The sequence below is a fragment of the Streptomyces sp. NBC_01006 genome (assembly GCF_045162725.1).
Classification (GTDB): Bacteria; Actinomycetota; Actinomycetes; order Streptomycetales; family Streptomycetaceae; genus Streptomyces.
This window is the reverse complement of sequence record NZ_CP108700.1, coordinates 5,787,003-5,810,310: the sequence shown is the minus strand read 5'-3', so window position 1 is coordinate 5,810,310 and position 23,308 is coordinate 5,787,003. Positions and strand designations below refer to the sequence as shown.

General features: G+C 70.6%; 22 protein-coding genes. 9 read left to right on the top strand and 13 right to left on the bottom strand.

Annotated elements, in window-relative coordinates:
- The first annotated feature begins 6 nt into the window (after nt 1–6).
- The 7 genes from OG509_RS26725 (at nt 7) to OG509_RS26695 (ending at nt 6,693) form a co-directional block, all read left to right on the top strand.
- Nucleotides 7–420, top strand: a complete 414-nt coding sequence (locus OG509_RS26725) for a roadblock/LC7 domain-containing protein (protein WP_008739864.1) — start codon at nt 7–9, stop codon at nt 418–420.
- Nucleotides 421–570: 150 nt separating this feature from the next.
- Entirely contained in the window at nt 571–963 is a 393-nt protein-coding gene (locus tag OG509_RS26720) for a DUF742 domain-containing protein (RefSeq protein ID WP_030859942.1), read from the top strand.
- Nucleotides 944–1,525 carry an ATP/GTP-binding protein gene (locus OG509_RS26715; protein WP_048475966.1) on the top strand — a complete coding sequence of 194 codons (582 nt, stop codon included), beginning with the start codon at nt 944–946 and terminating at the stop codon, nt 1,523–1,525. The genes OG509_RS26720 and OG509_RS26715 overlap by 20 nt, the downstream gene beginning before the upstream one ends.
- A gap of 333 nt (nt 1,526–1,858) precedes the next feature.
- A complete protein-coding gene (locus OG509_RS26710) occupies nt 1,859–5,053 on the top strand; it encodes a nitrate- and nitrite sensing domain-containing protein (RefSeq protein ID WP_406185057.1) in 3,195 nt (1,064 codons plus the stop codon).
- Nucleotides 5,054–5,063: 10 nt separating this feature from the next.
- Nucleotides 5,064–5,477, top strand: coding sequence for a roadblock/LC7 domain-containing protein (locus tag OG509_RS26705; protein WP_008739857.1), 414 nt, complete (start codon nt 5,064–5,066; stop codon nt 5,475–5,477).
- Nucleotides 5,478–5,570: 93 nt separating this feature from the next.
- Nucleotides 5,571–6,131 carry a DUF742 domain-containing protein gene (locus OG509_RS26700; protein ID WP_385581306.1) on the top strand — a complete coding sequence of 187 codons (561 nt, stop codon included), beginning with the start codon at nt 5,571–5,573 and terminating at the stop codon, nt 6,129–6,131.
- Entirely contained in the window at nt 6,112–6,693 is a 582-nt protein-coding gene (locus tag OG509_RS26695) for an ATP/GTP-binding protein (RefSeq protein WP_037792108.1), read from the top strand. The genes OG509_RS26700 and OG509_RS26695 overlap by 20 nt, the downstream gene beginning before the upstream one ends.
- Nucleotides 6,694–6,776: 83 nt before the next feature.
- Here the strand turns inward: OG509_RS26695 and OG509_RS26690 are convergent, their stop codons facing one another.
- Both OG509_RS26690 and OG509_RS26685 read right to left on the bottom strand, forming a co-directional pair.
- Nucleotides 6,777–6,983 carry an acyl-CoA carboxylase subunit epsilon gene (locus tag OG509_RS26690; protein ID WP_030159060.1) on the bottom strand — a complete coding sequence of 69 codons (207 nt, stop codon included), beginning with the start codon at nt 6,981–6,983 and terminating at the stop codon, nt 6,777–6,779.
- 22 nt (nt 6,984–7,005) lie between these two features.
- Nucleotides 7,006–8,589 carry an acyl-CoA carboxylase subunit beta gene (locus tag OG509_RS26685; RefSeq protein ID WP_266663402.1) on the bottom strand — a complete coding sequence of 528 codons (1,584 nt, stop codon included), beginning with the start codon at nt 8,587–8,589 and terminating at the stop codon, nt 7,006–7,008.
- A gap of 256 nt (nt 8,590–8,845) precedes the next feature.
- Between OG509_RS26685 and OG509_RS26680 the strand changes: the two genes are divergently transcribed.
- Nucleotides 8,846–9,469, top strand: a complete 624-nt coding sequence (locus OG509_RS26680) for a YceI family protein (RefSeq protein ID WP_406185054.1) — start codon at nt 8,846–8,848, stop codon at nt 9,467–9,469.
- A gap of 34 nt (nt 9,470–9,503) precedes the next feature.
- Here the strand turns inward: OG509_RS26680 and OG509_RS26675 are convergent, their stop codons facing one another.
- The 6 genes from OG509_RS26675 to ureA all read right to left on the bottom strand — a co-directional run bounded on the left by OG509_RS26675 (nt 9,504) and on the right by ureA (nt 17,039).
- A complete protein-coding gene (locus tag OG509_RS26675; protein ID WP_406185052.1) occupies nt 9,504–10,850 on the bottom strand; it encodes a hypothetical protein in 1,347 nt (448 codons plus the stop codon).
- Between the two features lie 107 nt (nt 10,851–10,957).
- Nucleotides 10,958–12,592: a citramalate synthase gene (gene cimA, locus OG509_RS26670; RefSeq protein WP_406185051.1), complete on the bottom strand. Its 1,635-nt coding sequence runs from the start codon at nt 12,590–12,592 to the stop codon at nt 10,958–10,960.
- 295 nt (nt 12,593–12,887) lie between these two features.
- Complete coding sequence (locus OG509_RS26665) at nt 12,888–13,496, bottom strand: TetR/AcrR family transcriptional regulator (protein WP_030159070.1); 609 nt, start codon at nt 13,494–13,496, stop codon at nt 12,888–12,890.
- Nucleotides 13,497–13,525: 29 nt separating this feature from the next.
- Nucleotides 13,526–14,563, bottom strand: coding sequence for an agmatine/peptidylarginine deiminase (locus OG509_RS26660; RefSeq protein ID WP_406185049.1), 1,038 nt, complete (start codon nt 14,561–14,563; stop codon nt 13,526–13,528).
- A 20-nt stretch (nt 14,564–14,583) separates the two neighbouring features.
- Nucleotides 14,584–16,317: an urease subunit alpha gene (locus OG509_RS26655; protein ID WP_406185048.1), complete on the bottom strand. Its 1,734-nt coding sequence runs from the start codon at nt 16,315–16,317 to the stop codon at nt 14,584–14,586.
- A complete protein-coding gene (gene ureA, locus OG509_RS26650; protein ID WP_406185047.1) occupies nt 16,314–17,039 on the bottom strand; it encodes an urease subunit gamma in 726 nt (241 codons plus the stop codon). The genes OG509_RS26655 and ureA overlap by 4 nt, the downstream gene beginning before the upstream one ends.
- Nucleotides 17,040–17,195: 156 nt before the next feature.
- On the opposite strand from ureA, the gene OG509_RS26645 reads away from it, so the two are divergent.
- Entirely contained in the window at nt 17,196–18,641 is a 1,446-nt protein-coding gene (locus OG509_RS26645; protein ID WP_406185046.1) for a cytosine permease, read from the top strand.
- 95 nt (nt 18,642–18,736) lie between these two features.
- Here OG509_RS26645 and OG509_RS26640 read toward each other — a convergent pair whose 3' ends face one another.
- The 5 genes from OG509_RS26640 to OG509_RS26620 all read right to left on the bottom strand — a co-directional run bounded on the left by OG509_RS26640 (nt 18,737) and on the right by OG509_RS26620 (nt 23,300).
- A complete protein-coding gene (locus tag OG509_RS26640) occupies nt 18,737–19,171 on the bottom strand; it encodes a hypothetical protein (RefSeq protein ID WP_406185044.1) in 435 nt (144 codons plus the stop codon).
- Between the two features lie 390 nt (nt 19,172–19,561).
- The gene (locus OG509_RS26635; RefSeq protein WP_406185043.1) at nt 19,562–20,647 is read right to left on the bottom strand and encodes a branched-chain amino acid aminotransferase; all 1,086 of its coding nucleotides are present in this window, start codon (nt 20,645–20,647) and stop codon (nt 19,562–19,564) included.
- Between the two features lie 241 nt (nt 20,648–20,888).
- The gene (locus OG509_RS26630) at nt 20,889–21,929 is read right to left on the bottom strand and encodes a 3-isopropylmalate dehydrogenase (protein WP_406185042.1); all 1,041 of its coding nucleotides are present in this window, start codon (nt 21,927–21,929) and stop codon (nt 20,889–20,891) included.
- A gap of 81 nt (nt 21,930–22,010) precedes the next feature.
- The gene (locus tag OG509_RS26625; protein ID WP_266625109.1) at nt 22,011–22,139 is read right to left on the bottom strand and encodes a hypothetical protein; all 129 of its coding nucleotides are present in this window, start codon (nt 22,137–22,139) and stop codon (nt 22,011–22,013) included.
- A 261-nt stretch (nt 22,140–22,400) separates the two neighbouring features.
- Nucleotides 22,401–23,300 (bottom strand): LysR family transcriptional regulator, encoded by a 900-nt coding sequence (locus OG509_RS26620; protein WP_406185041.1) that lies wholly within the window; start codon nt 23,298–23,300, stop codon nt 22,401–22,403.
- Between the last annotated feature and the right edge of the window lie 8 nt (nt 23,301–23,308).

Genomic DNA, 23,308 nt, shown 5'->3' with positions numbered 1-23,308 from the left:
AGTTCGATGAGCCAGGCGGCACAGAACCTGAACTGGTTGATCACCAACTTCGTGGACAACACCCCCGGGGTGTCCCACACGGTGGTGGTCTCCGCCGACGGCCTCCTTCTGGCGATGTCCGAAGGCTTCCCCCGGGACCGCGCCGATCAGCTGGCGGCCGTGGCCTCCGGTCTGACGTCGCTGACCGCAGGAGCCTCCCGCATCTTCGAGGGCGGCGCCGTCAACCAGACCGTGGTCGAGATGGACCGGGGATTCCTCTTCCTCATGTCCGTCTCGGACGGATCCTCCCTGGCCGTGCTCGCGCACCCCGAGTGCGACATCGGCCTCGTCGGCTACGAGATGGCCCTCCTCGTGGACCGCGCCGGCAGCGTCCTCACCCCGGACCTGCGCGCGGAGCTGCAGGGAAGCCTGCTCATCTGACGCCACATCTCCCGGCCGGACGGTACTTCCGGCCGGGGGACCGGGGGACCGCCCCGGAACCCAGTACCACCGTCAGGCCGTCATACCGTCCCCCCACCGGCCGCCCCGTCAGACGGCACGCTGACCACTGCTGTCCAGCCCGGAGGATCAATGACCCCGCCCCCCGCCTACTCCGATTCGTACGGTGATTCGTACTCGGAAGGCGATCAGCCGCTCGTTCGCCCGTACGCGATGACCGGCGGCCGGACCCGGCCCCGCTACCAGCTCGCCATAGAGGCGCTGGTCAGCACCACGGCCGATCCGATGCACCTGTCCGGCCTGCTTCCCGAGCACCAGCGCATCTGCACGCTGTGCCGCGAGGTCAAGTCGGTCGCGGAGGTCTCCGCACTGCTGTCGATGCCGCTCGGTGTCGCCCGGATCCTCGTCGCCGACCTGGCCGAGGCCGGAATGGTGGCCATCCACCAGCCGGGCAATGGAGAGGCCGGCGGCACGCCGGATGTAACGCTGCTCGAAAGGGTGCTCAGTGGACTTCGCAAGCTCTAACGGCGGAACCGCCCGCTCCACCACCTCCGCGAAGATCGTGGTGGCGGGCGGGTTCGGCGTGGGCAAAACCACGTTCGTCGGGGCCGTCTCGGAGATCAATCCGCTGCGCACCGAAGCCGTGATGACGTCCGCGTCCGCCGGCATCGACGACCTGACCCACACCGGGGACAAGACGACCACCACGGTCGCCATGGACTTCGGCCGCATCACCCTGGACCAGGACCTCATCCTGTACCTGTTCGGTACCCCCGGACAGGACCGCTTCTGGTTCATGTGGGACGACCTCGTCCGCGGCGCCATCGGTGCCATCGTGCTCGTCGACACCCGCCGGCTCGCCGACTGCTTCCCCGCGGTCGACTACTTCGAGAACAGCGGGCTGCCGTTCGTCGTGGCCCTCAACGGCTTCGAGGGACACCAGCCCTACACCCCCGAAGAAGTCCGCGAAGCCCTGCAGATCGGCCCGGACGCCCCGATCATCACCACCGACGCCCGCCACCGCGCGGACGCCAAGAGCGCGCTCATCACGCTCGTCGAGCACGCCCTCATGGCCCGACTCAAGTAACACGACTCGGGCAACGGGGCTCAAGGGGCACCACTCAAGTACCACGGGTTCTTCACAAGGTGAGAGGGCGGGCTGTGTCATAGGACACGGCCCGCCCTCTCGGTTCATAACGTTTCGACAGTGAATTGCCGCCACTTGGACACAGGGCGCGGTCGGGCGGTGCCGCTGCGCTCACGACTGGCTCCATTTTTGCCGCAGCTCGCTCTTTATGTCCGTTTTATGCGTGACATAAGGCTCTGGGAATGGCCGATTTCAACTGTTTGGAACAGGGCCGTTAACCGTGCTGGAATTCAACTAACTAGCTAGTAGCACCGCCGGAAGGTTGTTGGTCGAGTGAGGCGAAGCAACTCAAGCCCCGCGGATGAACCCGCGCGTGGCAACTTCACCCCGCCGCAGCGTGCGGGTACGTCGTCCGTCGACGTACCCGTCGACCCGCCGGCGAAGAGCGGCAGCACCAGCAGGTTCTCCCCGCGCAACTGGCGCGTGCCGACCAAGCTGAACGCCATCCTGCTCGTCCCCGTCCTCGTCGGACTGGTGATGGGCGGCTTCCAGGTGAAGGGCTCGGTCGACCGCTGGAACGAGGCCAAGGACGCCGAGAAGACGGCCCGCATCGTCCAGGCAGCGGCCGAATACGGCCAGGCCCTCCTCAACGAGCGCGACCTCACGGCCGAACCGCTCCTCAAGGGCGACCGGAACAGTGAGGCCGTCGCGAAGGTCTACGCGGCAACCGACGCGGCCAAGGAGAAGTTCGCCAAGGCCACGAAGGACCTCCCCTCGAACTCGGGTCTTGCGCGCCGCCTGGAGCTCTTCCGCCAGGAGGAGCCCAAGCTCGCGGCCGTCCGGCAGTCGGCGTACGCCTCCCAGGAGACGGCGAAGAAGAACCCGCCGAGCGCGAACGGCCCGATCCCGACCGAAGAGGGGTACGTGCTGGTCCAGCACTACCTCATGACGTTCTCCAACGAACTCGGCCTGGGCACCGGCAACGTCACCAGCTACGGCCGCATGGTCTACGCGATCGAACTCGCCAAGGCGGCGAACTCGCTCCAGCGCTCGGTCGGCACCCACCTGCTGGTGCGCCCGAACGAGAACGAGGACATCCGCAAGGCCCAGCTCGTCGCCTTCTCCTCCTACGCCTACCTCGAGGACATCGCCATCGGCGAGTACGTCGCGGCCGGTACCGAGGAAGACGTGGACCACCTCAAGGAGGTCATGGGCCGGCGGTCGCAGGAGGGCGCCGAGAAGCTCGCGGCCGCCAAGCGGGCGTCCGAGCAGGCAGGCACCCCCTTCAAGGCGCCGCCGATCGTGAACAACTCCGCGCTCACCGGCATGACCGAGGCGATCGCCAGCGGCGAGAGCAAGAACAAGGTCATCGCGGGCGGCACCACGCCCCAGGCCTGGCAGGCCGCGGCCTCCGCCAAGTTCGAGGGCTACGGCGAGGTCGAGAAGAACCTGCTCGACAAGGCCGTGACCGACTCCGTCGCCGTCTCCGACGAGGCCCGCAACGACGCCATCTGGACCGGCGCCATCGTGGTCGTGGCCCTGCTCGCCGCCTTCATCCTGGCCGGGATGATGGCCCGCCAGATGAGCAACTCGATGCGCCGGCTGCGTTCCGCCGCCTTCGACGTCGCCGAGCAGCGCCTGCCGATGCTCGTCGACCAGCTCTCGCGCACCGACCCGGGCAAGGTCGACACCCGTGTCGCGCCGATCCCGATCAACTCCCAGGACGAGATCGGCGAGGTCGCCCGCGCCTTCGACCAGGTCCACCGGGAAGCGGTCCGGCTCGCCGCCGAGCAGGCGCTCCTGCGAGGGAACGTCAACGCGATCTTCACGAACCTCTCCATACGCAACCAGTCCCTGATCGAGGGCCAGCTGACCCTCATCACCGACCTGGAGAACAACGAGGCCGACCCGGACCAGCTGGAGAACCTCTTCCGCCTGGACCACCTGGCCACCCGTATGCGCCGCAACGGCGAGAACCTCCTCATCCTCGCGGGTGAGGAACCGGGCCGCCGCTGGGACCAGCCGGTCCCCCTCGTCGACGTGCTGCGCGCCGCCTCCTCCGAGGTGGAGCAGTACGAGCGCATCGAGCTCTCGGGCGTCTCCGAGGCCGAGATCCACGGCCAGGCCGTGACCGACCTCGTGCACCTGCTCGCCGAGCTCCTGGAGAACGCCACCACGTTCTCCTCCCCGCAGACCAAGGTCCGCGTCAACGCCACGCGTCTGCCCGACGGCCGCGTGATGGTCGAGATCCACGACAAGGGCATCGGCCTCACCGCCGAGGACTTCGCGGACATCAACCACAAGCTGGCCAACCCGCCGACCGTGGACGCCGCGATCTCCCAGCGCATGGGTCTGTTCGTGGTCGGCCGGCTGGCGGACCGCCACAGCATCCGGGTCCAGCTGCGCCCCTCGGGCGAGGCCGCCGGCACCACGTCGCTGGTCATGCTCCCCGACGCGATCACCCATGGTGGTGGTGGCGAGGGGATCCCGGACGACGACTTCACCGTGTCCTCGATGATCCCGCAGCAGCCGGCCCAGCAGGCCGTCCCGATGCGTACGGCCGCCGAGCTGGGCTTCGACGACTCCCGCTACGAGGGCAGAGGCGCCGACGAGCAGGGCGACGGCACCGGGCTGAACCCGGTCGGCCGTTCCCTGGCCCAGCAGGAGCGCCGGGCCGCGCTCGAAGCCCAGGTGGGCTACGGGCAGGAGCAGCAGGGCGAGTTCGCCGAGCAGGAGTATGCGGAACCCCAGCCGGAGCACGGGTACCAGCCGTATCAGGGGTACGAGCAGCAGCCCGAGCAGGGCTACGACACCTCGTACGACTCCCGGCAGGCCCACGCGCCCCAGCAGGGCTACGAGGCGTACCCGCAGCAGGACTACGGCTATCCGGAAGCCGGATACCCGGATAGTCGCCAGGATGCCCCGGCGTACGACGGTGGCTACGCAGCCCCGTCCCCGCAGGCAGAATGGCCCGAGCAGAACACCTACTCCGGCGGCTACCAGCAGGGCTACGGGACCGAATCGGAACCCCCGTCCGCTCCCGAACCCGCCCCGGACCGCGTAGGCTTCGACCGTCCGGGCGCCGCTGCCGACACCGGCCACGAAGTGACCGGAGCGGGCCTGCCGCGCCGCGGCAGCCAGCAGCAGTGGCAGCCGGCACAGAAGGAAGCGGAGTCCACCGGATCCCTCTTCGAGCAGCGGCCGCAGCGACAGCAGCAGCCCGCCGCCCCGGAGCGGGACGAGGAAGGCAGCGAGGCATGGCGCTCGAACAACGACGAGCGCTGGCAGCAGGCCGCCAAACTCCGTGAGCCGAAGGCGGGCGGGATCACCCCGTCCGGTCTCCCTCGGCGCGTGCCCAAGGCCAACCTGGTCGAGGGCGCGGCGGAGACGACCCCGCAGGGCGGACCCCAGGTCTCCCGCGCACCGGAGGACGTCCGCGGCAGGTTGAGCAATCTGCGGCGCGGTGTCCAGCAGGGACGCAGCGCGGGTTCTGAGCAGTCAAGTAACAGCTATGACCAGGAGCGTTAGTGTGAGCCCGATGAGCCAGGCGGCACAGAACCTGAACTGGTTGATCACCAACTTCGTGGACAACACCCCCGGGGTGTCCCACACGGTGGTGGTCTCCGCCGACGGCCTTCTTCTGGCGATGTCCGACGGATTCCCGCGCGACCGCGCCGATCAGCTGGCGGCCGTGGCCTCCGGTCTGACGTCGCTGACCGCTGGAGCCTCCCGCATCTTCGAGGGTGGCGCCGTCAACCAGACCGTTGTGGAGATGGACCGCGGGTTCCTTTTCCTCATGTCCGTGTCCGATGGATCGTCCCTCGCGGTGCTCGCGCACCCCGAGTGCGACATCGGCCTCGTGGGCTACGAGATGGCCCTCCTCGTGGACCGAGCAGGCAGTGTCCTCACCCCGGAACTGCGCTCGGAGCTGCAGGGAAGTCTTCTCAACTAGCAAACAGGCAGTGCGTTTCGCGTCATCGCACCATAGGGTGCGGTGGCGCGGTTCCACAGGGAGTACTGCGTTCTTGGAGTCGGAGGAGGAGACGTGACAACACCCGGAGGACATCCTTATGGCGGCGCGCAGCAGCCGCAGGGTGGGCAGCACGACCAGAACCGCTTCAATTTCCCCTCCGCTCCCAGCCGGCCGGTTCCGGAGCACAATCCCTACCAGCAGCAGCCGTACGGTCAGCCCCAGCAGGCCCAGCCGCCCCACCGGCCCTCGCAGCAGCCCCTCCGGGGTCCGCAGCAGCAGGCCCCCAAGGCGCACAACCCGCTGGTGCGCCCGTACGCGATGACCGGCGGCCGTACCCGGCCGCGCTACCAGCTCGCCATCGAGGCGCTGGTCAGTACCACGGCGGACCCCGCGCGGTTGCAAGGGCAGTTGCCCGAGCACCAGCGCATCTGCCGCCTGTGCCAGGAGATCAAATCCGTCGCGGAGATCTCGGCACTTCTCTCCATTCCTCTTGGTGTCGCCCGCATCCTCGTCGCCGACCTGGCGGAGGCGGGCCTTGTCGCCATTCACCAGCCCGGCGGCGACGAGTCTGCCGGCGGCCAGCCAGATGTGACACTGCTCGAAAGGGTGCTCAGTGGACTTCGCAAGCTCTAACGGCGGAGCGGCTCGCTCCACCACCTCCGCGAAGATCGTGGTGGCGGGCGGCTTCGGCGTGGGCAAGACCACGTTCGTCGGCGCGGTCTCCGAGATCAACCCGCTGCGCACCGAAGCCGTGATGACGTCCGCGTCGGCCGGCATCGACGATCTGACCCACACCGGGGACAAGACGACCACCACGGTCGCCATGGACTTCGGCCGCATCACCCTGGACCAGGACCTCATCCTGTACCTGTTCGGAACCCCCGGACAGGACCGCTTCTGGTTCATGTGGGACGACCTCGTCCGCGGCGCCATCGGTGCCGTCGTCCTCGTCGACACGCGGCGCCTGGCGGACTGCTTCCCGGCCGTGGACTACTTCGAGAACAGCGGCCTGCCGTTCGTCATCGCCCTCAACGGCTTCGACGGCCACCAGCCGTACACGCCGGAGGAAGTCCGCGAGGCCCTGCAGATCGGCCCGGACGCCCCGATCATCACCACCGACGCCCGCCACCGCGCGGACGCCAAGAGCGCGCTCATCACCCTGGTCGAGCACGCCCTCATGGCCCGCCTGCGGTAGGCACCACGGCCCGCGCGAAAGGCCCCCCGCACTCCGAGGAGTGCGGGGGGCCTTTTCGGTCTGTCCCGGAAGAGCCGTAGCGGCTAGCCCTGCCAGCTGTGCGGGGCGCGGAAGCCGGGGGTGCGCTCCAGGCGGCGCCAGCGGGCCTGGGAGCCGATGCGGTGCACCGGACGGCCCTCGGGGGCGGACGCGGCGCGGGCCAGCAGGATCGCGGTGATCGCGGCCAGCTCCTCGGGGGCGGCGTTGCCCTTTTCGACGCGCAGCAGGGTGTCGGCGGACTTGGTGGTCATGGGTGGCAGGTCTCCTTCGCTACTACTGCGGCGGGTTGCCGTGCTTGCGGGACGGCAGGTCGGCGTGCTTGCTGCGGAGCATCGCCAGGGCGCTGATCAGGGTTTCGCGGGTCTCCGCCGGGTCGATGACGTCGTCGACGAGACCGCGCTCGGCCGCGTAGTACGGGTGCATCAGCTCGGCCTTGTACTCCTTGACCATGCGCGCGCGCATCGCCTCGGGGTCCTCGGCCTCCGCGATCTGCTTGCGGAAGATGACGTTGGCCGCGCCCTCGGCGCCCATGACCGCGATCTCGTTCGTCGGCCAGGCGTACGTGATGTCCGCGCCGATGGACTGCGAGTCCATGACGATGTACGCGCCGCCGTAGGCCTTGCGCAGGATCAGCGAGATCCGCGGGACGGTGGCGTTGCAGTACGCGTACAGCAGCTTGGCGCCGTGGCGGATGATGCCGCCGTGCTCCTGGTCGACGCCCGGCAGGAAGCCGGGGACGTCCAGCAGGGTGATGATCGGGATGTTGAAGGCGTCGCACATCTGGACGAAGCGCGCGGACTTCTCGGAGGCCTCGATGTCGAGGACGCCGGCGAGGTGGGCGGGCTGGTTGGCGACGATGCCGACGACCTGGCCGTCGAGCCGGGCCAGGGCGCAGATGATGTTGCGGGCCCAGCGCTCGTGGATCTCCAGGAAGTCGCCTTCGTCGACGAGCTCCTCGATCACCTTGTGCATGTCGTACGGGCGGTTGCCGTCCGCGGGGACCAGGTCCAGCAGGACGTCCGAGCGCCGGTCGGCGGGGTCGGAGGTCTCGTGGACCGGGGGGTTCTCCCGGTTGTTGGAGGGGAGCATCGAGATGAGGTAGCGCACCTCGGAGATGCAGGTCTCCTCGTCGTCGTACGCGAAGTGCGCGACGCCGGAGGTCTCGGCGTGCACGTCGGCGCCGCCGAGGCCGTTCTGGGAGATCTCCTCGCCGGTGACGGCGCGGACGACGTCGGGGCCGGTGATGAACATCTGCGAGGTCTCGCGGACCATGAACACGAAGTCCGTCAGGGCCGGGGAGTATGCGGCGCCGCCGGCGCACGGGCCCAGCATGACCGAGATCTGCGGGATGACGCCCGAGGCCTTGGTGTTGCGCTGGAAGATGCCGCCGTAGCCGGCGAGCGCGGAGACGCCCTCCTGGATACGGGCGCCGGCGCCGTCGTTCAGGGAGACCAGCGGGGCACCGGCCGCGATGGCCATGTCCATGATCTTGTGGATCTTCGTGGCGTGGGCCTCGCCCAGGGCGCCGCCGAAGATGCGGAAGTCGTGCGCGTAGACGAAGACCGTGCGGCCCTCGACCGTGCCCCAGCCGGTGATGACACCGTCGGTGTACGGCTTCTTGCTTTCGAGGCCGAAGCCGGTCGCACGGTGGCGGCGCAGCTGTTCGACCTCCTTGAAGGAACCCTCGTCGAGCAGCAGCGCGATGCGCTCGCGCGCGGTCAGCTTGCCCTTGGCGTGCTGCGCCTCGGTCGCCCGGTCACTGGGTCCACGCCGCGCCTGCTCGCGCAGGGAGTGCAGCTCGGCCACGCGCCCGCGGGCGTCCGTCGGCTCGCTCGGAGTCTGGTCCACAACGGTCATGTATCGACCTTACGAAGCGGTCGATGAAAAACCTCCGTTGATTCCACACAGTCTCGGAAGTGTTCCGCTGTCCGGCCCGGACAGAACCGCCACGTGATGCGCGGACACCACCAGGCGAGGCCCCTCTCCTTTGTGGAAGTTCGACAAAACGGCGACACGCCCCACCTAGATGTTGAAATTTGAACGGAATAGGTCTAGCGTCATCCTCGTTGAAAGTTCAACCAACATCGGGCACGACCGCACCAGGGAGCACGTCATGGGTCTCTTCAACCGCCGCAGCCAGACCGGGAACATCCAGGAGGGCGCCGCCACCGTCGCCACGATCGACGTGGACCCGGCCCTCGCGGCCCTCACCGGCGACTATGTGATCGACGCCGCCCACAGCAGCATCGGCTTCACGGTCCGCCACGCCATGGTGACCAACGTCCGCGGCAGCTTCACCGACTACTCCGGCACCCTGCAGCTCGACGGAAGCGACCCGGCCCGCTCCGCCGCCTCCATCGAGGTGAAGATCGCCTCCGTGGACACCGGCATCGCCGACCGCGACGGCCACCTGCGCAGCGGCGACTTCTTCGACGCCGAGGCCTTCCCGCTGATGACCTTCCGCTCCACCCGGGCGGCCCAGCTCGGCGGCGACGCGTACCGCATCACCGGCGAGCTGACGATCAAGGAGGTAACCCGCCCGCTCTCCATCGACCTGGAGTTCAACGGTTCGGCCACCGACGTCTACGGCAACGAGCGCGTCGGCTTCGAGGGCTCCGCCGAGATCCTGCGCTCCGACTGGGGCCTGACCTGGAACGCCGCGCTGGAGGCCGGCGGAGTCATGGTCAGCGACAAGGTGAAGCTGACCTTCGACATCTCGGCCATCAAGCAGGCCTGAACCGCCTGACGCCGCCGGGTCCCGGGGGCGGTGGCTAGAAGCCGCCCCCACCGTCGAACCCGCCGCCGCCGTCGAACCCACCACCGCCGCCGAAGTCCCCTCCCCCGAAGTCGGAGGAGTTGAAGTCGGCTCCGGAGTAGTCCCCGCCGTCGTAGCCGCCCATGTCGGAGGCGTAGGCGGGGCTCGACATCATCGAACCGAGCATCGTGCCCACGAGCAGGCCGGGCAGAATGCCGCCGCCGAAGTATCCGCCCGCCCAGGGCCCGTACGCCGGGCCCGCGTCGTAGTACGGGCGCGGCCCGTACTCGGTGTCGACCGTACGGACCATCGGGTCCTTGCCCTCGCTCAGCCGGACGGCGTCCGCCGCGCACACGGGGACGGTACGCGCCGCCCCGCCGGCCGGCGACCACTCGGCGTCCTGCGTGCTCGGCCCGTGCCGCGGGTCGAAGAAGCAGGGGGAGCGGCGCTCGGGCAGCGGCCGGCCCTGACGGCGGGCATCGAGGCTGGCCAGCGCGAACCGGCCGTCCTCCAGGGCCTGGGTGACGCCCTTGACCTCATCGGGGTGCTGGACCGAGGCCATGATGTCCTTGGCCTTCTCGTACGAGTCGAGGCCCTGTTCGTAGTCCCCCCGCATGGCGTCGTCCGCTCCGGGCTCACCGGGGTGGAAATCCAGCCGGTCGAGCTCCTCGCCGAAGGCCGTGATGTCCTCGTCCACGACCACGCGCAGCTTCTCGATCGCCTCGCGCTCCGCCTCTTCCTTCTTCTTGCGGTTGCGCCGCACCAGCGCGTACGCACCGCCGCCGCCGATCACGGCCACCGCGCCGAGCGCGACCAGCCCGCCGACCGGGCTTCCGCCGTCGGCCCCGGTGTCGCCCCAGGAGGCCGGAGCCTTGCCCTTGACCTGCGTCAGCGCCTGGTCGACGAAGTTGTTGATCTCGGTGCCCGCGTCCACGGCCCCGCCGGCCTTCACCGCGTCCGTCAGATTGCGGACGGCATTGGGGGGCATGACCGCCCGGTCGGCGCCCGCGTTGAAGCCGTCGCCGAGCCGGATCGCGTAGAGCCCGGTGATACCGGTCTCGGCGCGGACCGTACGCAGCACGCTGTCGGCGGGGAACTCGGAGCCGGCCGGCAGCACGGCGACGAAGACCGGCTTCCCGGCGTCCTTGATCTTCTTCGCGAGCGCGTCCGCCTGTGCCTTCGGCAGCTGCGCCTCGGCGCGGGGGTCCACGTACACCGGGCCCTGCTTGAGGGCCTCCGCCACGGCGGCGGGTCCGGTGGCCGCCGATGCCTGCGGGGCGGCCACGAGGGCGGTCGCGGACAGGGCCAGCAGCAGAGCGGCCAGCAGCCGACCGGGACGTACGGATATCAGCCTGGTCCTCATACCCCCGACGCTACCGGAACCGCCACTTTCCTGTGTGAGCTGGACATAAACCACACCGCCCCCACCACGAGGGCAGGGGCGGTCTGGGCGGTGGGGCCGGCGTGCTGCTACTCGGCGGGTTCGACACCCGCGTGCAGGAGGCCGTAGGTGAAGGCGTCCTCCAGGGCCTGCCAGGACGCGGCGATCACGTTCTGGGCGACGCCCACCGTGGACCACTCACGGATGCCGTCCGTCGTGGCGATCAGGACGCGGGTCGTGGACTCCGTGCCGTGCTTGCCTTCCAGGATGCGGACCTTGTAGTCGACCAGCTCGAACTTGGTCAGCTGGGGGTAGAAGCGCTCCAGGGCCACCCGCAGCGCCCGGTCCAGGGCGTTGACCGGGCCGTTGCCCTCCGCCGTGGCGACGATCCGCTCGCCCTTGGCCCACAGTTTGACCGTGGCCTCGTTGGCGTGGGTGCCGTCGGGGCGGTCCTCGACGATGGCCCGCCAGGACTCCGTACGGAAGTACTTGCGGGCGCGGCCCTCGACCTCGGCGCGCAGCAGCAGCTCGAAGGAGGCGTCGGCGGCCTCGTACGTGTAGCCCGAGAGCTCCCGCTCCTTGACCCGCTCGACGACCCGGGAGACCAGGGCGCGGTCCCCTCCGAGGTCGACGCCGAGCTCCTTGCCCTTGAGCTCGATGGAGGCGCGGCCGGCCATGTCGGAGACCAGCATCCGCATGGTGTTGCCGACCCGCTCGGGGTCGATGTGCTGGTAGAGGTCCGGGTCGACCTTGATGGCCGAGGCGTGCAGGCCCGCCTTGTGCGCGAAGGCCGAGACGCCGACGTACGGCTGGTGCGTGGAGGGCGTCAGGTTGACGACCTCGGCGATGGCGTGCGAGATGCGGGTCATCTCGGCGAGGGCGCCCTCCGGGAGGACGCGCCGCCCGTACTTGATCTCCAGCGCGGCGACGACCGGGAAGAGGTTGGCGTTGCCGACGCGCTCGCCGTAGCCGTTCGCGGTGCACTGGACGTGCGTGGCGCCCGCGTCGACGGCGGCCAGGGTGTTGGCGACGGCGCAGCCGGTGTCGTCCTGGGCGTGGATGCCCAGGCGGGCGCCGGTGTCGGCGAGGACGGTCGCGACGACCGCGGTCACCTGGGCCGGCAGCATGCCGCCGTTGGTGTCGCAGAGGATGACCACGTCGGCGCCGGCCTCGTGGGCGGTGCGTACGACCGACTTCGCGTACTCGGCGTTGGCCCGGTACCCGTCGAAGAAGTGCTCGCAGTCGACGAAGACGCGGCGGCCCTGGGCGACCAGGTGGGAGACGGTGTCGCGGACCATCTCCAGGTTCTCTTCGAGCGTGGTGCGCAGGGCGAGCTCGACGTGCCGGTCGTGGGACTTGGCGACCAGGGTGATCACGGGGGCACCCGACTCCAGCAGGGCCCGGACCTGCGGGTCCTGGGCGGCCGAACCGCCCGCCCGGCGGGTCGCGCCGAAGGCGACCAGCTTCGCGTGCTTGAAGTCGATCTCGGCGCGGGCGCGGGCGAAGAACTCGGTGTCGCGGGGGTTGGCGCCCGGCCAGCCGCCCTCGATGAAGCCCACTCCGAAGTCGTCCAGGTGCCGGGCGATCGCCAGCTTGTCGGCGACGGTGAGGTTGATGCCCTCACGCTGGGCGCCGTCGCGCAGGGTGGTGTCGAAGACGTGGAAGCTGTCCGTGTCGTCGGCGGGGTCCTGCGCCGCCGGCCCTGCCGCCTCTGTCGTCGTCATGCTGATCTGACTCCTGTCGGATGAGTGGTTCCGGATGCCCGCCCCAGGGCAGGCCGCCTCCACTGCCCCCATCATCGCGCGCGGCCCGCTCCCGGCAGGAATGGCGCCGGGAAACGAAAAGACCCCTCGCGGGTGCGAGAGGTCTGCGCGCGGGTCTGGGGCACTGTGGCCGCTTCCGCGAAGTTCTTCCACGGTTCAGCGGCCACTGCGGACCGGCGCGCTGCTGTCCATAATCATGAGCTGAGCAGGCACGTCCGCAGTGTGTCACACCGTCTCACCGCAAGAGCAGCGCGTCTCACGATACGAGAGCTTCGTCAAGGAATTCCGAGACGTGGGCCAGGATGTCCGCCCGCCCTATCCCGGGCAGGCCGACGGCGACCTGGATGCTGAACCCGTCGAGCAGCGCCCGCAGCCGGGCGCCGAAGCGGTCCGGGTCCACGGGCCGGAACTCCCCGCGCGAGATGCCCTCGGCGAGCAGGGCCACCAGGTCGCGGTGCCAGGCGCCCTCGATGGCGGCCTGGCGCTCGCGTTCCTGCGGGCCGGCGTTCTGCGAGCGGTTCCAGACCTCCAGCCACAGCGTCCAGTGGGGGTCCCGGGCCTCCTCGGGCACGTAGAGGTCCACGTACGCCTGGAGCCGCTCGCGCGCCGGGCCGCGGCGGGCCAGCAGGGCCCGGCGCTTGGCCCCGAGGGCCGCCTCGCTCCACTCCAGCGTCTGCAGCAGGAGCTCGTCCTTGCTGCCGAAGTAGTAGAGGAGGTGGCCGCTGCTCATGCCGACCTGGCGGCCCAGCCCGGCCATGGTCAGGCCCTCCAGGCCGCGCTCGGCGATCGTGGCCATGGCGGCGACGAGTACGTCCTCTCGCGGCGGCGCGTTCTTCCGTACCGCACGCACTCCACCCGCCGCCATGGGCCACTCCTTCGTCGATCCGCCGCAGGTCAGACCTTCGGCTGCTGCTGGGTGATGCAGTGGATACCGCCACCCCCGGCGAAAATCGTACGTGCGTCAACCAGTGTCACGGTCCGCTCGGGGAACAGGCCGCGGAAGATCTCGGCGGCCTCCTCGTCGCGCGGGTCGTCGAACGAGCACAACACCACGCCGCCGTTGCACAGGTAGTGGTTGATGTAGGAGTAGTCCACCCACTCCCCGTCCTCCTCCAGCACGGTCGGCGCCGGGATCTCCACGACCTCCAGCCGCCGGCCCTGAGCGTCCGTGGAGGAGCGCAGGATGGCGGCGATGGTCTTGCAGCGCTCGTGGTCCGGGTGGGCGGGGTCCGGCTGGGTGTGGACCATCACCACGCCGGGGCGGGCGAAGGCGGCCACGATGTCCACGTGGCCCTGGGTGCCGTAGGTGCCGTAGTCGCCGGCCAGGCCGTACGGCAGCCAGATCGCCTTGGTGGTGCCGAGGTGGGCGTGGATCTCCGCCTCGACCTGCTGGCGGGTCCAGTCGGGGTTGCGCCCGGCGCCCAGCTGCACGGTGTCGGTGAGGAGCACGGTGCCCTCGCCGTCGACGTGGATCGCACCGCCCTCGTTGACCAGCGGGGTGCTGTACGTACGGGTGCCGGCGAGGTCCGAGACGTGCCGGGCGACCTTGGAGTCGTGCTCCCAGCGGGCCCACTCCTGGGCGCCCCAGCCGTTGAAGGTCCAGTCCACGGCGGCCAGCCCGCCGGCCTCGTTGGTGACGAAGGTCGGGCCGATGTCGCGCATCCAGGCGTCGTCGAGCTCCCGCTCCACCAGCTGTACGTCGTCGCCGACGACCGCGCGGGCGCTCTCGGCGTCACCGGGCGAGACGACCAGGGTCACGGGCTCGTACGCGCGCACCGCGCGGGCGACGGCGCCCCAGGCCCGGCGGGCCTCGGCGAGCTCCTGCTCGTTGGTGAAGGTCGGGTTGGGGCTCGGCCAGGCCATCCAGGTGCGCTCGTGGGGCGTCCACTCGGCGGGCATCCGGAAACCGTGGTCCGTGGGCTTTGCAGTCATGGCAGCGGTCCTTAAAGGATTTACAAGAAGTACAGGCGGTTGAGGGAGACCGAGTCGGCCGCTTCGGAGCGCAGCGGGTCGCCGTCGAGGGTGACGAGACCGCTGCGCGCGTCCACATCGACCGCGCCCACCCGGGAGTTGAGGAGGAGGTTCCCGGGGCCGATGCCGCGGGTGCCGCGGACGGCGACGCGGCGGCGGCGGGTCGGCATCCCGTCGCTGCCGAGGGCGGCCGCGGCGGCCGAGACGAAGGCGACGGAGATGTCGGCGGGGGTGGCGCCGTACGAGCCGAACTGCGGGCCGAGGACCAGCGGTTCGCAGGTGTCGGTGGCCGCGTTGGGGTCGCCGGTGACCCCGTACGCGGGGAAGCCGGACTTGAGGACCAGCTGGGGCTTGGCGCCGAAGAACTGGGGGCGCCACAGCACGATGTCGGCGAGCTTGCCGACCTCGATGGAGCCGATCTCGTGTGCCAGGCCGTGGGCGATGGCCGGGTTGATGGTCAGCTTGGCCATGTAGCGCAGGACGCGGGCGTTGTCGTCGCCCTCGCCGTCGCCTTCGAGCGGGCCGAGCTCGCCCTTCATCTTGGCGGCCATGGCGAAGGTGCGGCGGATGGTCTCGCCGGCGCGGCCCATGCCCTGGGCATCGGAGGAGGTGATGCCGATCGCACCCAGGTCGTGCAGTACGTCCTCGGCGCCCATGGTGCCCGCGCGGATGCGGTCCCGGGCCATGGCGGCGTCGCCGGGGAGGTCCGGCTTGAGGTCGTGGACGGAGACGATCATGCCGTAGTGCTCGGCGACCGCGTCCCGGCCGAAGGGCAGGGTGGGGTTGGTGGAGGAGCCGATGACGTTCGGCACGCCGGCCATCTTGAGCACGTTGGGGACGTGTCCGCCGCCGCAGCCCTCGATGTGGAAGGCGTGGATGGTGCGCCCGTCCAGGACGCGCAGGGTGTCCTCGACGGAGAGGCACTCGTTGAGGCCGTCGCTGTGCAGGGCGACCTGGACGTCGTGCTCCTCGGCCACGCGCAGCGCGGTGTCCAGGGCGCGGGTGTGCGCGCCCATGTCCTCGTGGACCTTGAAGCCGGACGCGCCGCCCTCGGCCAGGGCCTCGACCAGCGGGGCGGCGTCCGAGGAGGAGCCGCGGGCGAGGAAGCCGATGTTGACGGGCCAGGCGTCGAAGGCGTTGAACGCGTGCTTCAGCGCCCAGGGGGAGTTGACGCCGACGCCCCAGACCGGGCCGAACTCCTGGCCGATGATCGTGGTGACGCCCGCGGCGAGCGAGGCCTCCATGACCCGCGGGGACAGCAGGTGGACGTGGGTGTCGACGGCGCCTGCGGTGGCGATCAGGCCCTCGCCGGAGACGATCGACGTGCCGGTGCCGACCACGACGTCCACCCCGTCGAGGGTGTCCGGGTTGCCGGCCCGGCCGATCGCGTGGATCCGGCCCTCGCGGATGCCGATGGACACCTTGCGGATGCCGAGGACGGCGTCGATGACCAGGACGTTGCTGATCACGACGTCGCAGGTCTCGCGGACTGCGGCGGCCTTCAGGTGCAGTCCGTCGCGGGCGGTCTTGCCGAAGCCGGCCAGGAACTCGTCGCCGGGCTTCTGGGCGTCGTACTCGACCCGGACGGTGAGCCCGGAGTCGCCGAGCCGGACGCGGTCTCCGGCGCGGGGGCCGAAGACGGAGGCGTACTCGTGGGGGTCGATGTGCCGGCTGCCCGGCGCACAGTGGTCGCTGTGCCTGGTCTGCTTGCTCACGGCTGGTCTCCGTCCGCCGTGTCGTCCGCCGCGCCGCTCATCCCCGTACCCAGGTAGCCGCAGGCCGCGGCGCGGCGCAGGGCCTCGTCCTTGGCGCCCGGGGCGTCCAGGGGGCCGTCGACCAGCCCGGCGAAGCCGATCGCGATGCGGTCGCCGCCGATGGGGACGAGGCCGACCTCGGCCTCGCCGTGCGGGTCGAACCGTACGGACGAGCCGGCGGGCACGCACAGCCGCATGCCGTAGGCCACGGCGCGGTCGAAGTCGAGGCGGGGGTTCGCCTCGAAGAAGTGGAAGTGGGAGGTGACGCTCACCGGCACGGAGGCCGTGTTGCGCACGTGCAGGTGCAGCGCCGGCTCCGGCTGGGGGGCGCCCGGGCCGGGTACGACCGCTCCCGGGGCGTACTCGCCGAGCGGCACCGCGCCCCGGATCGGGGCCGAGACCACCGCGAGGCGGGAGCCGTCGTCGAAGACGGCCTCCACGTGCACCTCGGTGACCACGTCGGCGACGCCCGGCAGCACATCGGCCGGGCCCAGCACGCTGCGGGCCTCCTCGATGGCCTCCGCGAGCCGCTTGCCGTCGCGCGCGGCCTCGCAGACCGTGTCCGCGATGAGCGCGGTGGCCTCCGGGACGTTGAGCTTGAGTCCGCGGGCCCTGCGGGCCCTGGCCAGTTCCGCGGCGCTGCGCAGCAGCAGCCGGTCGCGCTCCGTAGGGGTCAGCCGCACGCCGATCCACCACCTTTTGAGTCGATGGGTTAGAGCATCACTCTAACTCTTCATTTCTCGGCAATGAAGCATTGACCTGGGACCAGGCGTTAGGTCACATTGAGTGTCGTTCAAACATATGCGAACCACCCCCCGCCCTGCCAAGGGAGTCCCCCCATGCCCATCGAACAGCGCGGAGTCGACACCATCCCCGAGGAGGAGCGGACGAGCGGTCCCCGTGACCTGATCTCGATCCTGCTCGGCTCCAATCTCTGCCTCGGCGTGATCGTGTTCGGCTGGCTGCCCCCGTCCTTCGGACTGGGTCTGTGGCCCTCGGTCACCGCCATCGTGACCGGCACGCTCGTCGGCATCGCCTTCACCGCGCCGCTGGCGCTGGTCTCCCTGCGCACGGCGACCAACCTCTCCACCTCCAGCGGCGCCCAGTTCGGCGTCCGCGGCCGGCTCGTCGGCTCGGTCGTCGGCCTGCTGCTCTCACTCGGCTACACCGCCCTCACCCTGTGGATCGGCGGCGACGTCATGGTCGGCGTCCTGTCCCGGCTCACCGGGCTGCCGGACACCGGCGTCTCGCGGGCCGTGATGTACGGGGTACTGGCCGCCTGTACCGTCGTCGGGGCCGTCTTCGGCTACCGGCTGCTGCTGCGCATGAGCAAGGTGCTCTCCATCGGCATGGTGATCCTGCTCGCCATCGGCCTCTACGCCTACGCCCCCGACTTCACCACCGCCGCCCCGCCGCAGACCTCGTACCTGCTCGGCTCCTTCTGGCCGACCTGGCTGCTCGCCGCCGTCGCCGCCGGACTGAGCGGGCCCGTCGCCTTCATCACCCTGCTCGGCGACTACACCCGCTACATCTCCCCCCGCAGGCACGGCTCCCGCAAGGTGTTCTGGTCCACGGCCCTCGGCCTGCTGATCGGCCTGCTGATTCCGCAGCTGTTCGGCACCTACACCGCGCTCGCCGCCAAGGCCGGCACCGACTACGCCGGGCCCCTCGTCGACGCCGCGCCGTTCTGGTACCTGCTGCCGCTGCTCGCCGCCGCCGCGGCCGGCTCGGTGGGCAACGCCGGACTGATGCTCTACTCCATGGGCCTCGACCTCGACGCGATCGTGCCCAAGGCCACGCGCGCCAAGGCCACGCTGGTCGCCGCCGCCGTGGCCACCGCGTTCGTCTTCATCGGCTCCTTCGAGTGGGACGTGCAGTCCGCGATGACCTCGTTCGTCCTGCTGCTCACCGCGATCGGCACCCCGTGGGCCGTGATCACCCTGATCGGCTACGTCCGCTGCCGCGGGCAGTACGACGCCGACGCGCTCCAGGTCTTCAACCGCCGCTCGGTGGGCGGGATCTACTGGTACCGCGCCGGCTGGAACGTGGCCGCCACCGTCTCCTGGGCCGTGGGCGCCGGAGTCGGCCTGCTCGCCGTGACCACCCCCTTCTACGAGGGCCCGCTGCTCGCCCTGACCGGCGGAGTGGACTGCTCCTTCGTCCTGTCCGGCCTGGCCGGCGGCCTGGTCTACACGGCGCTCACGCTGCGGACCGCGAGCATGAGCGCGGCCGCACCCGCCAGCGCGAGTGATGCCGCGGGCAAGGTGGCGGTCGCCGTCGACTGACGGCTGACGGCTGACGGCTGACGCCGGGAGCGGTACACGATGCGGGCCCCGGGAGGACGTCCCCCCGGGGCCCGCATCGTCGCCTCCGCCGGGCGCTAACGGCACTTCAGTGAGGTGGTCGCCTCGTTGGCCGCGGTGTCCAGCGCCTGGATCTGCGGCTGGAGCTGGGTGATCGCGTCCTTGCCCGTGGTGTCGCCTGGCAGGCCCTCGTAGGCGCTCTTGAGGTTCTCCGCGGCCATCGTGACGGCGTCCTTCTCGGCCGACTTCAGTGCCGAGGTGGTCTCCTTGACCTTCTTCCAGTCGGCCTGGACGGCGTCGTACGCCGATTGCAGCTGGTCCTTGGTGGCCGTGGCCGGATTCAGCGCCTTGAGCGCGGCGTTGTCCGACTTCAACTGGACCAGGTTGGTGCACAGCGCGGCGCTGGCCGACGAGGCTGCCTCCTGCGGCGTCGTGTCGTCGTCGCTGGAGCATGCCGAGGCGCCGATTACCGCGGCCGCGCAGAGCAGGCCGGAGGCAACGAACCGCTTCATGGGGATCCGCCTTCCCGCCGGCCGTGGCGGCCGGCGCACGAGAGATTCACGCCGCTGGGGGCGCAGCGTGCCGCCCGGGGCCGGTGTCCGGCGCCGCATCGGCAGGCGCGATCAACGTCGCACGCCGGTACGTGCACCGCATCTCCGCACGGACCGTACCCACGCGCCCGCACCGGGCGGCGGGCGGGGCGACGAGGCCCGCGGGCCCTGCCCCGGAAGGGCCCCCGAGCCGGAGGCGGGCGACCCGCGGAACACTCCCGGCGTACCTCCGGCCGGGTGGCCCGGCCAGGTGCGGCGCCCTGCCCGCACCGCCCGGCGGACCAGGCCCCGGACACACGACGAGGCCCCGGCCTCCCGGCCGGGACCTCGTCGTGACTGCCTCGCCGCGGACTAGCCCAGCGGGTGCATCCAGCCGTGGGTGTCGGCGGTGCGGCCGGTCTGGAGCTCCAGCAGCGCCTTGCGGAGCTTCATGGTGACCTCGCCGGGCTCGCCGGTGCCCTGGGTCCAGTTGGCGCGCTCGGACTTGACCGAGCCGACCGGGGTGATGACCGCGGCGGTGCCGCAGGCGAACACCTCGGTCAGGGTGCCGTTCTCGTTGTCGCGCTTCCAGTCCTCGGTGGAGATACGTCCCTCCTCGGCGGTGTAGCCGAGGTCTCGGGCGATGGTGAGGAGGGAGTCGCGGGTGATGCCGGGCAGGAGCGAGCCGGTCAGCTCCGGGGTGACGATCCGGTCGCCGTACACGAAGTACAGGTTCATGCCCCCCATCTCCTCGATCCAGCGGTGCTCGACGGCGTCGAGCCAGACCACCTGGTCGCAGCCGTGCTCGGCGGCCTGGGCCTGGGCGACGAGGGAGGCCGCGTAGTTGCCGCCGGTCTTGGCCGCGCCCGTACCGCCCTTGACGGCGCGGACGTACTCCTCGGAGAGCCAGACGGAGACGGGCTTGACGCCACCGGGGAAGTACGCGCCGGCGGGCGAGGCGATGACGATGAAGAGGAACTCGTTGGCCGGGCGGACGCCGAGGCCGACCTCGGACGCGAACATGAACGGCCGCAGGTACAGGGAGGCCTCGCCGGAGGAGGGCACCCAGGCGCTGTCCTGCTTGATGAGCGCGTCGCAGGCCTCGATGAAGAGGTCGGCCGGCAGCTCCGGCATCGCCATGCGGCGGGCGGAGGCCTGGAAGCGCTCGGCGTTGGCCTGCGGGCGGAAGCTGGCGACGGTGCCGTCGGGCTGGCGGTAGGCCTTGAGGCCCTCGAAGATCGTCTGCGCGTAGTGCAGGGTCATGTTCGCCGGGTCCATCGACAGCGGCGCGTACGGGACCAGCTCGGCGTCGTGCCAGCCGCGGCCCTCGGTCCACTTGATCGTCACCATGTGGTCGGTGAAGTGGCGGCCGAAGCCGGGGCTGGCCAGGATCGCCTCGCGCTCCGCATCGGACAGCGGGTTCGAGGAGGGCTTGAGCTCGATCGTGGGCGTCGTCATGAGTGCTTGTCCTTCACCGGTTTCGTAGGGCGGACCGCGCTCACGGCGTACCAGGACGTCCGAGCTTCCCCGCATTCCGCGGTCTCGCGTTCGATTATCGCGCGCGAGGTGCCTTCGGAGAAGCGGGGTGAAACGGAGTGAATGCGGCCCAGGGGAGATGGTGGCACCCGGGGCCGTACAGGAAAAGCCGCCGGGTGCGTCTGTGCGCGGCCCGGCGGCTTCCTGAGGTGGAGCTGCCGGGTCAGCCGGCTACTCGGGCGGCGAGCGCGTCGCCGATCTGCTCGGTGCTGCGGAAGGTCCCGTCGCGCTCCGCGAGGTCGGCGGAGACGGCGTCCTCGATGCGGACGGCCTGGGCCTCGTAGCCGAGGTGGCGCAGCAGGAGGGCGACCGAGAGGATCGTCGCGGTCGGGTCGGCCTTGCCGGTGCCGGCGATGTCCGGGGCCGAGCCGTGGACCGGCTCGAACATGGACGGGAAGGTGCCGGTCGGGTTGATGTTCCCGGAGGCGGCGAGGCCGATCCCGCCGGTCACGGCGGCGGCCAGGTCGGTGAGGATGTCACCGAAGAGGTTGTCCGTGACGATGACGTCGAAGCGCTCGGGCTGCGTGACGAAGAAGATCGTCGCGGCGTCGACGTGCAGGTAGTCGGTGGTGACCTCGGGGTACTCCTGGCCGACCTTGTCGAAGATGTTCTTCCACATGTGGCCCGCGTACACGAGGACGTTGTTCTTGTGGACCAGCGTCAGCTTCTTGCGCGGACGGGCGTTGGCCCGCTCGTACGCGTCACGCACGACGCGCTCCACGCCGTACGCGGTGTTGATGCTGACCTCGGTGGCCACCTCGGCGGGCGTACCGGTGCGCAGGCTGCCGCCGTTGCCGGTGTACGGGCCCTCGGTGCCCTCGCGGACCACGACGAAGTCGATCTCCGGACGGCCGGCGAGCGGGGTGGCCGTGTTGGGGAAGAGCTTCGACGGGCGCAGGTTGATGAAGTGGTCGAAGGCGAAGCGGAGCTTGAGCAGCAGGCCGCGCTCCAGCACGCCGGACGGGACCGACGGGTCGCCGATGGCGCCCAGCAGGATCGCGTCGTGGTGCCTCAGCGCCTCCAGCTCCGCGTCCGGGAGGGTCTCACCGGTGCGGTGCCAGCGCTGGGCGCCGAGGTCGTACTCCTTGGTCTCCAGCTTCACATCCTGGGGCAGGACCGCGGTAAGGACCTTGAGGCCCTGAGCCACGACTTCCTGGCCGATGCCATCACCGGGGATCACTGCGAGATTGATGCTGGTCGACATGTCGGAACCGTACTCCCGGTCCCAGCCCTCGGTCATGTCGCGTCCACCATGTGGACCAACCCAACCGAGGGCCGGGGGTGCTCAGTGGCCGGTCGAGCCGCCGTTGTCCCGGCGGTCGAGAGCGCGCTGGAGGGCGGCCGCGGCGTTCTTGCGGTCGGCGTCGGCAGTGGAGGAGTGGCGGACGCGGCGGGCTGCGGTGGATGCGGTCATGGTGATCGACTCCTTGAGATCACGGCGTGGCGGGGCCACGGATGAGGGGTTCCTTCAAGGCGCCGGAAGAGGCGGGGAGCGGTGCGCGGCAGGGGTTGCCTGCCAAAGGGCGCGCGCTCTCGACCGCCATTCGCCGGATCGGCGAGACGTTCGGCTCCTACAACGCTAGGGCAGCTCCCGTTGTATGTCTCCGCAATTAGTCGGGCTTCCTACTATCTGAGACGGACAGCCCCTCGGAAGGCCCCTTCACGGGCCTCCGATTCACGCCTTCTCGGAGCGAAGTTCCCTGATCAGAGCCCTTACGGCCAGAGTGGACGCGGACTCCGGTGTGGTGACGTATCCCACGCGTCTCACCGGCCCCGAAGGGCCCAGTCCGGTGATGTCCACGGCGTTCGTGGCCTCGCGGAGCGACAGCTCGGGCAGGATCGCCATGCCGAGCCCGCGCCCGACCATGGTCAGCACCATCCCGTCGTCCTCCGCCTTGACGGTGGCGCGCGGGATCCAGTCCTGGGCCCGCCACCAGTCGCGGGTGTACGAGCCGCAGTTCTCGTCCCAGTCCAGCAGGGGCAGGGCCTTCGGGTCCGGGTGTCCGGCCGGGTGGACCAGGGCGTACGCCTCCTCCCGGAGCACCCCGGTCAGCAGGCCGGCCCCTCCCCCGTCCCGCGCTGCGGGTCCGGTCGCGTTCAGCGTCGCGATGCCGAGGTCGGCGCGGCCCGCGGCCACCTCCCCCGCCGTGCCGGCGCCGAGCTCGCGCACCACCCGGACCTCGGGGCGGATGCCGGGGTGGCGGGCCGTGAGCCGCTCCAGGGCCGGGGGCAGCAGGTGCAGGGCCGCGCTGCGGAACGCCGCGATGCGCAGCACTCCCTCCACGGTGTCCCGATCCGGCCCGGTCCGGCCGGCGCCGCGCACCTCCGCGCCGAGGACCTCGTACAGCCGCAGGATCCGGCGGGCGAGGCCGACCGCCCGCTCCCCCGCCGGGGTGGGCGAGGCTCCGCTGCGCCCGCGCTCGAAGAGGACCGCGCCGACCTTGGCCTCGCTGCCGCGTACGGAGTGCGACACGGCCGACTGGGTGAGGCCGAGCCGGGCGGCCGCGGCGGAGAAGCCGCCGGTCTCGGCGACGGCGACCAGGACCCGGAGTTCGTGCGGGGCGAGCTCGGCCACAGTGGCTC

Coding starts and splice junctions, on each gene's coding strand:
- OG509_RS26725 (WP_008739864.1), top strand. CDS start 7: ATGAGCCAGGCGGCACAGAACCTGAACTGGTTGATCACCAACTTCGTG.
- OG509_RS26720 (WP_030859942.1), top strand. CDS start 571: ATGACCCCGCCCCCCGCCTACTCCGATTCGTACGGTGATTCGTACTCG.
- OG509_RS26705 (WP_008739857.1), top strand. CDS start 5,064: ATGAGCCAGGCGGCACAGAACCTGAACTGGTTGATCACCAACTTCGTG.
- OG509_RS26690 (WP_030159060.1), bottom strand. CDS start 6,983: ATGACCACCAAGTCCGCCGACACCCTGCTGCGCGTCGAAAAGGGCAAC.
- OG509_RS26685 (WP_266663402.1), bottom strand. CDS start 8,589: ATGACCGTTGTGGACCAGACTCCGAGCGAGCCGACGGACGCCCGCGGG.
- OG509_RS26680 (WP_406185054.1), top strand. CDS start 8,846: ATGGGTCTCTTCAACCGCCGCAGCCAGACCGGGAACATCCAGGAGGGC.
- OG509_RS26675 (WP_406185052.1), bottom strand. CDS start 10,850: ATGAGGACCAGGCTGATATCCGTACGTCCCGGTCGGCTGCTGGCCGCT.
- cimA (WP_406185051.1), bottom strand. CDS start 12,592: ATGACGACGACAGAGGCGGCAGGGCCGGCGGCGCAGGACCCCGCCGAC.
- OG509_RS26665 (WP_030159070.1), bottom strand. CDS start 13,496: ATGGCGGCGGGTGGAGTGCGTGCGGTACGGAAGAACGCGCCGCCGCGA.
- OG509_RS26660 (WP_406185049.1), bottom strand. CDS start 14,563: ATGACTGCAAAGCCCACGGACCACGGTTTCCGGATGCCCGCCGAGTGG.
- OG509_RS26645 (WP_406185046.1), top strand. CDS start 17,196: ATGCCCATCGAACAGCGCGGAGTCGACACCATCCCCGAGGAGGAGCGG.
- OG509_RS26640 (WP_406185044.1), bottom strand. CDS start 19,171: ATGAAGCGGTTCGTTGCCTCCGGCCTGCTCTGCGCGGCCGCGGTAATC.
- OG509_RS26635 (WP_406185043.1), bottom strand. CDS start 20,647: ATGACGACGCCCACGATCGAGCTCAAGCCCTCCTCGAACCCGCTGTCC.
- OG509_RS26630 (WP_406185042.1), bottom strand. CDS start 21,929: ATGTCGACCAGCATCAATCTCGCAGTGATCCCCGGTGATGGCATCGGC.
- OG509_RS26625 (WP_266625109.1), bottom strand. CDS start 22,139: ATGACCGCATCCACCGCAGCCCGCCGCGTCCGCCACTCCTCCACTGCC.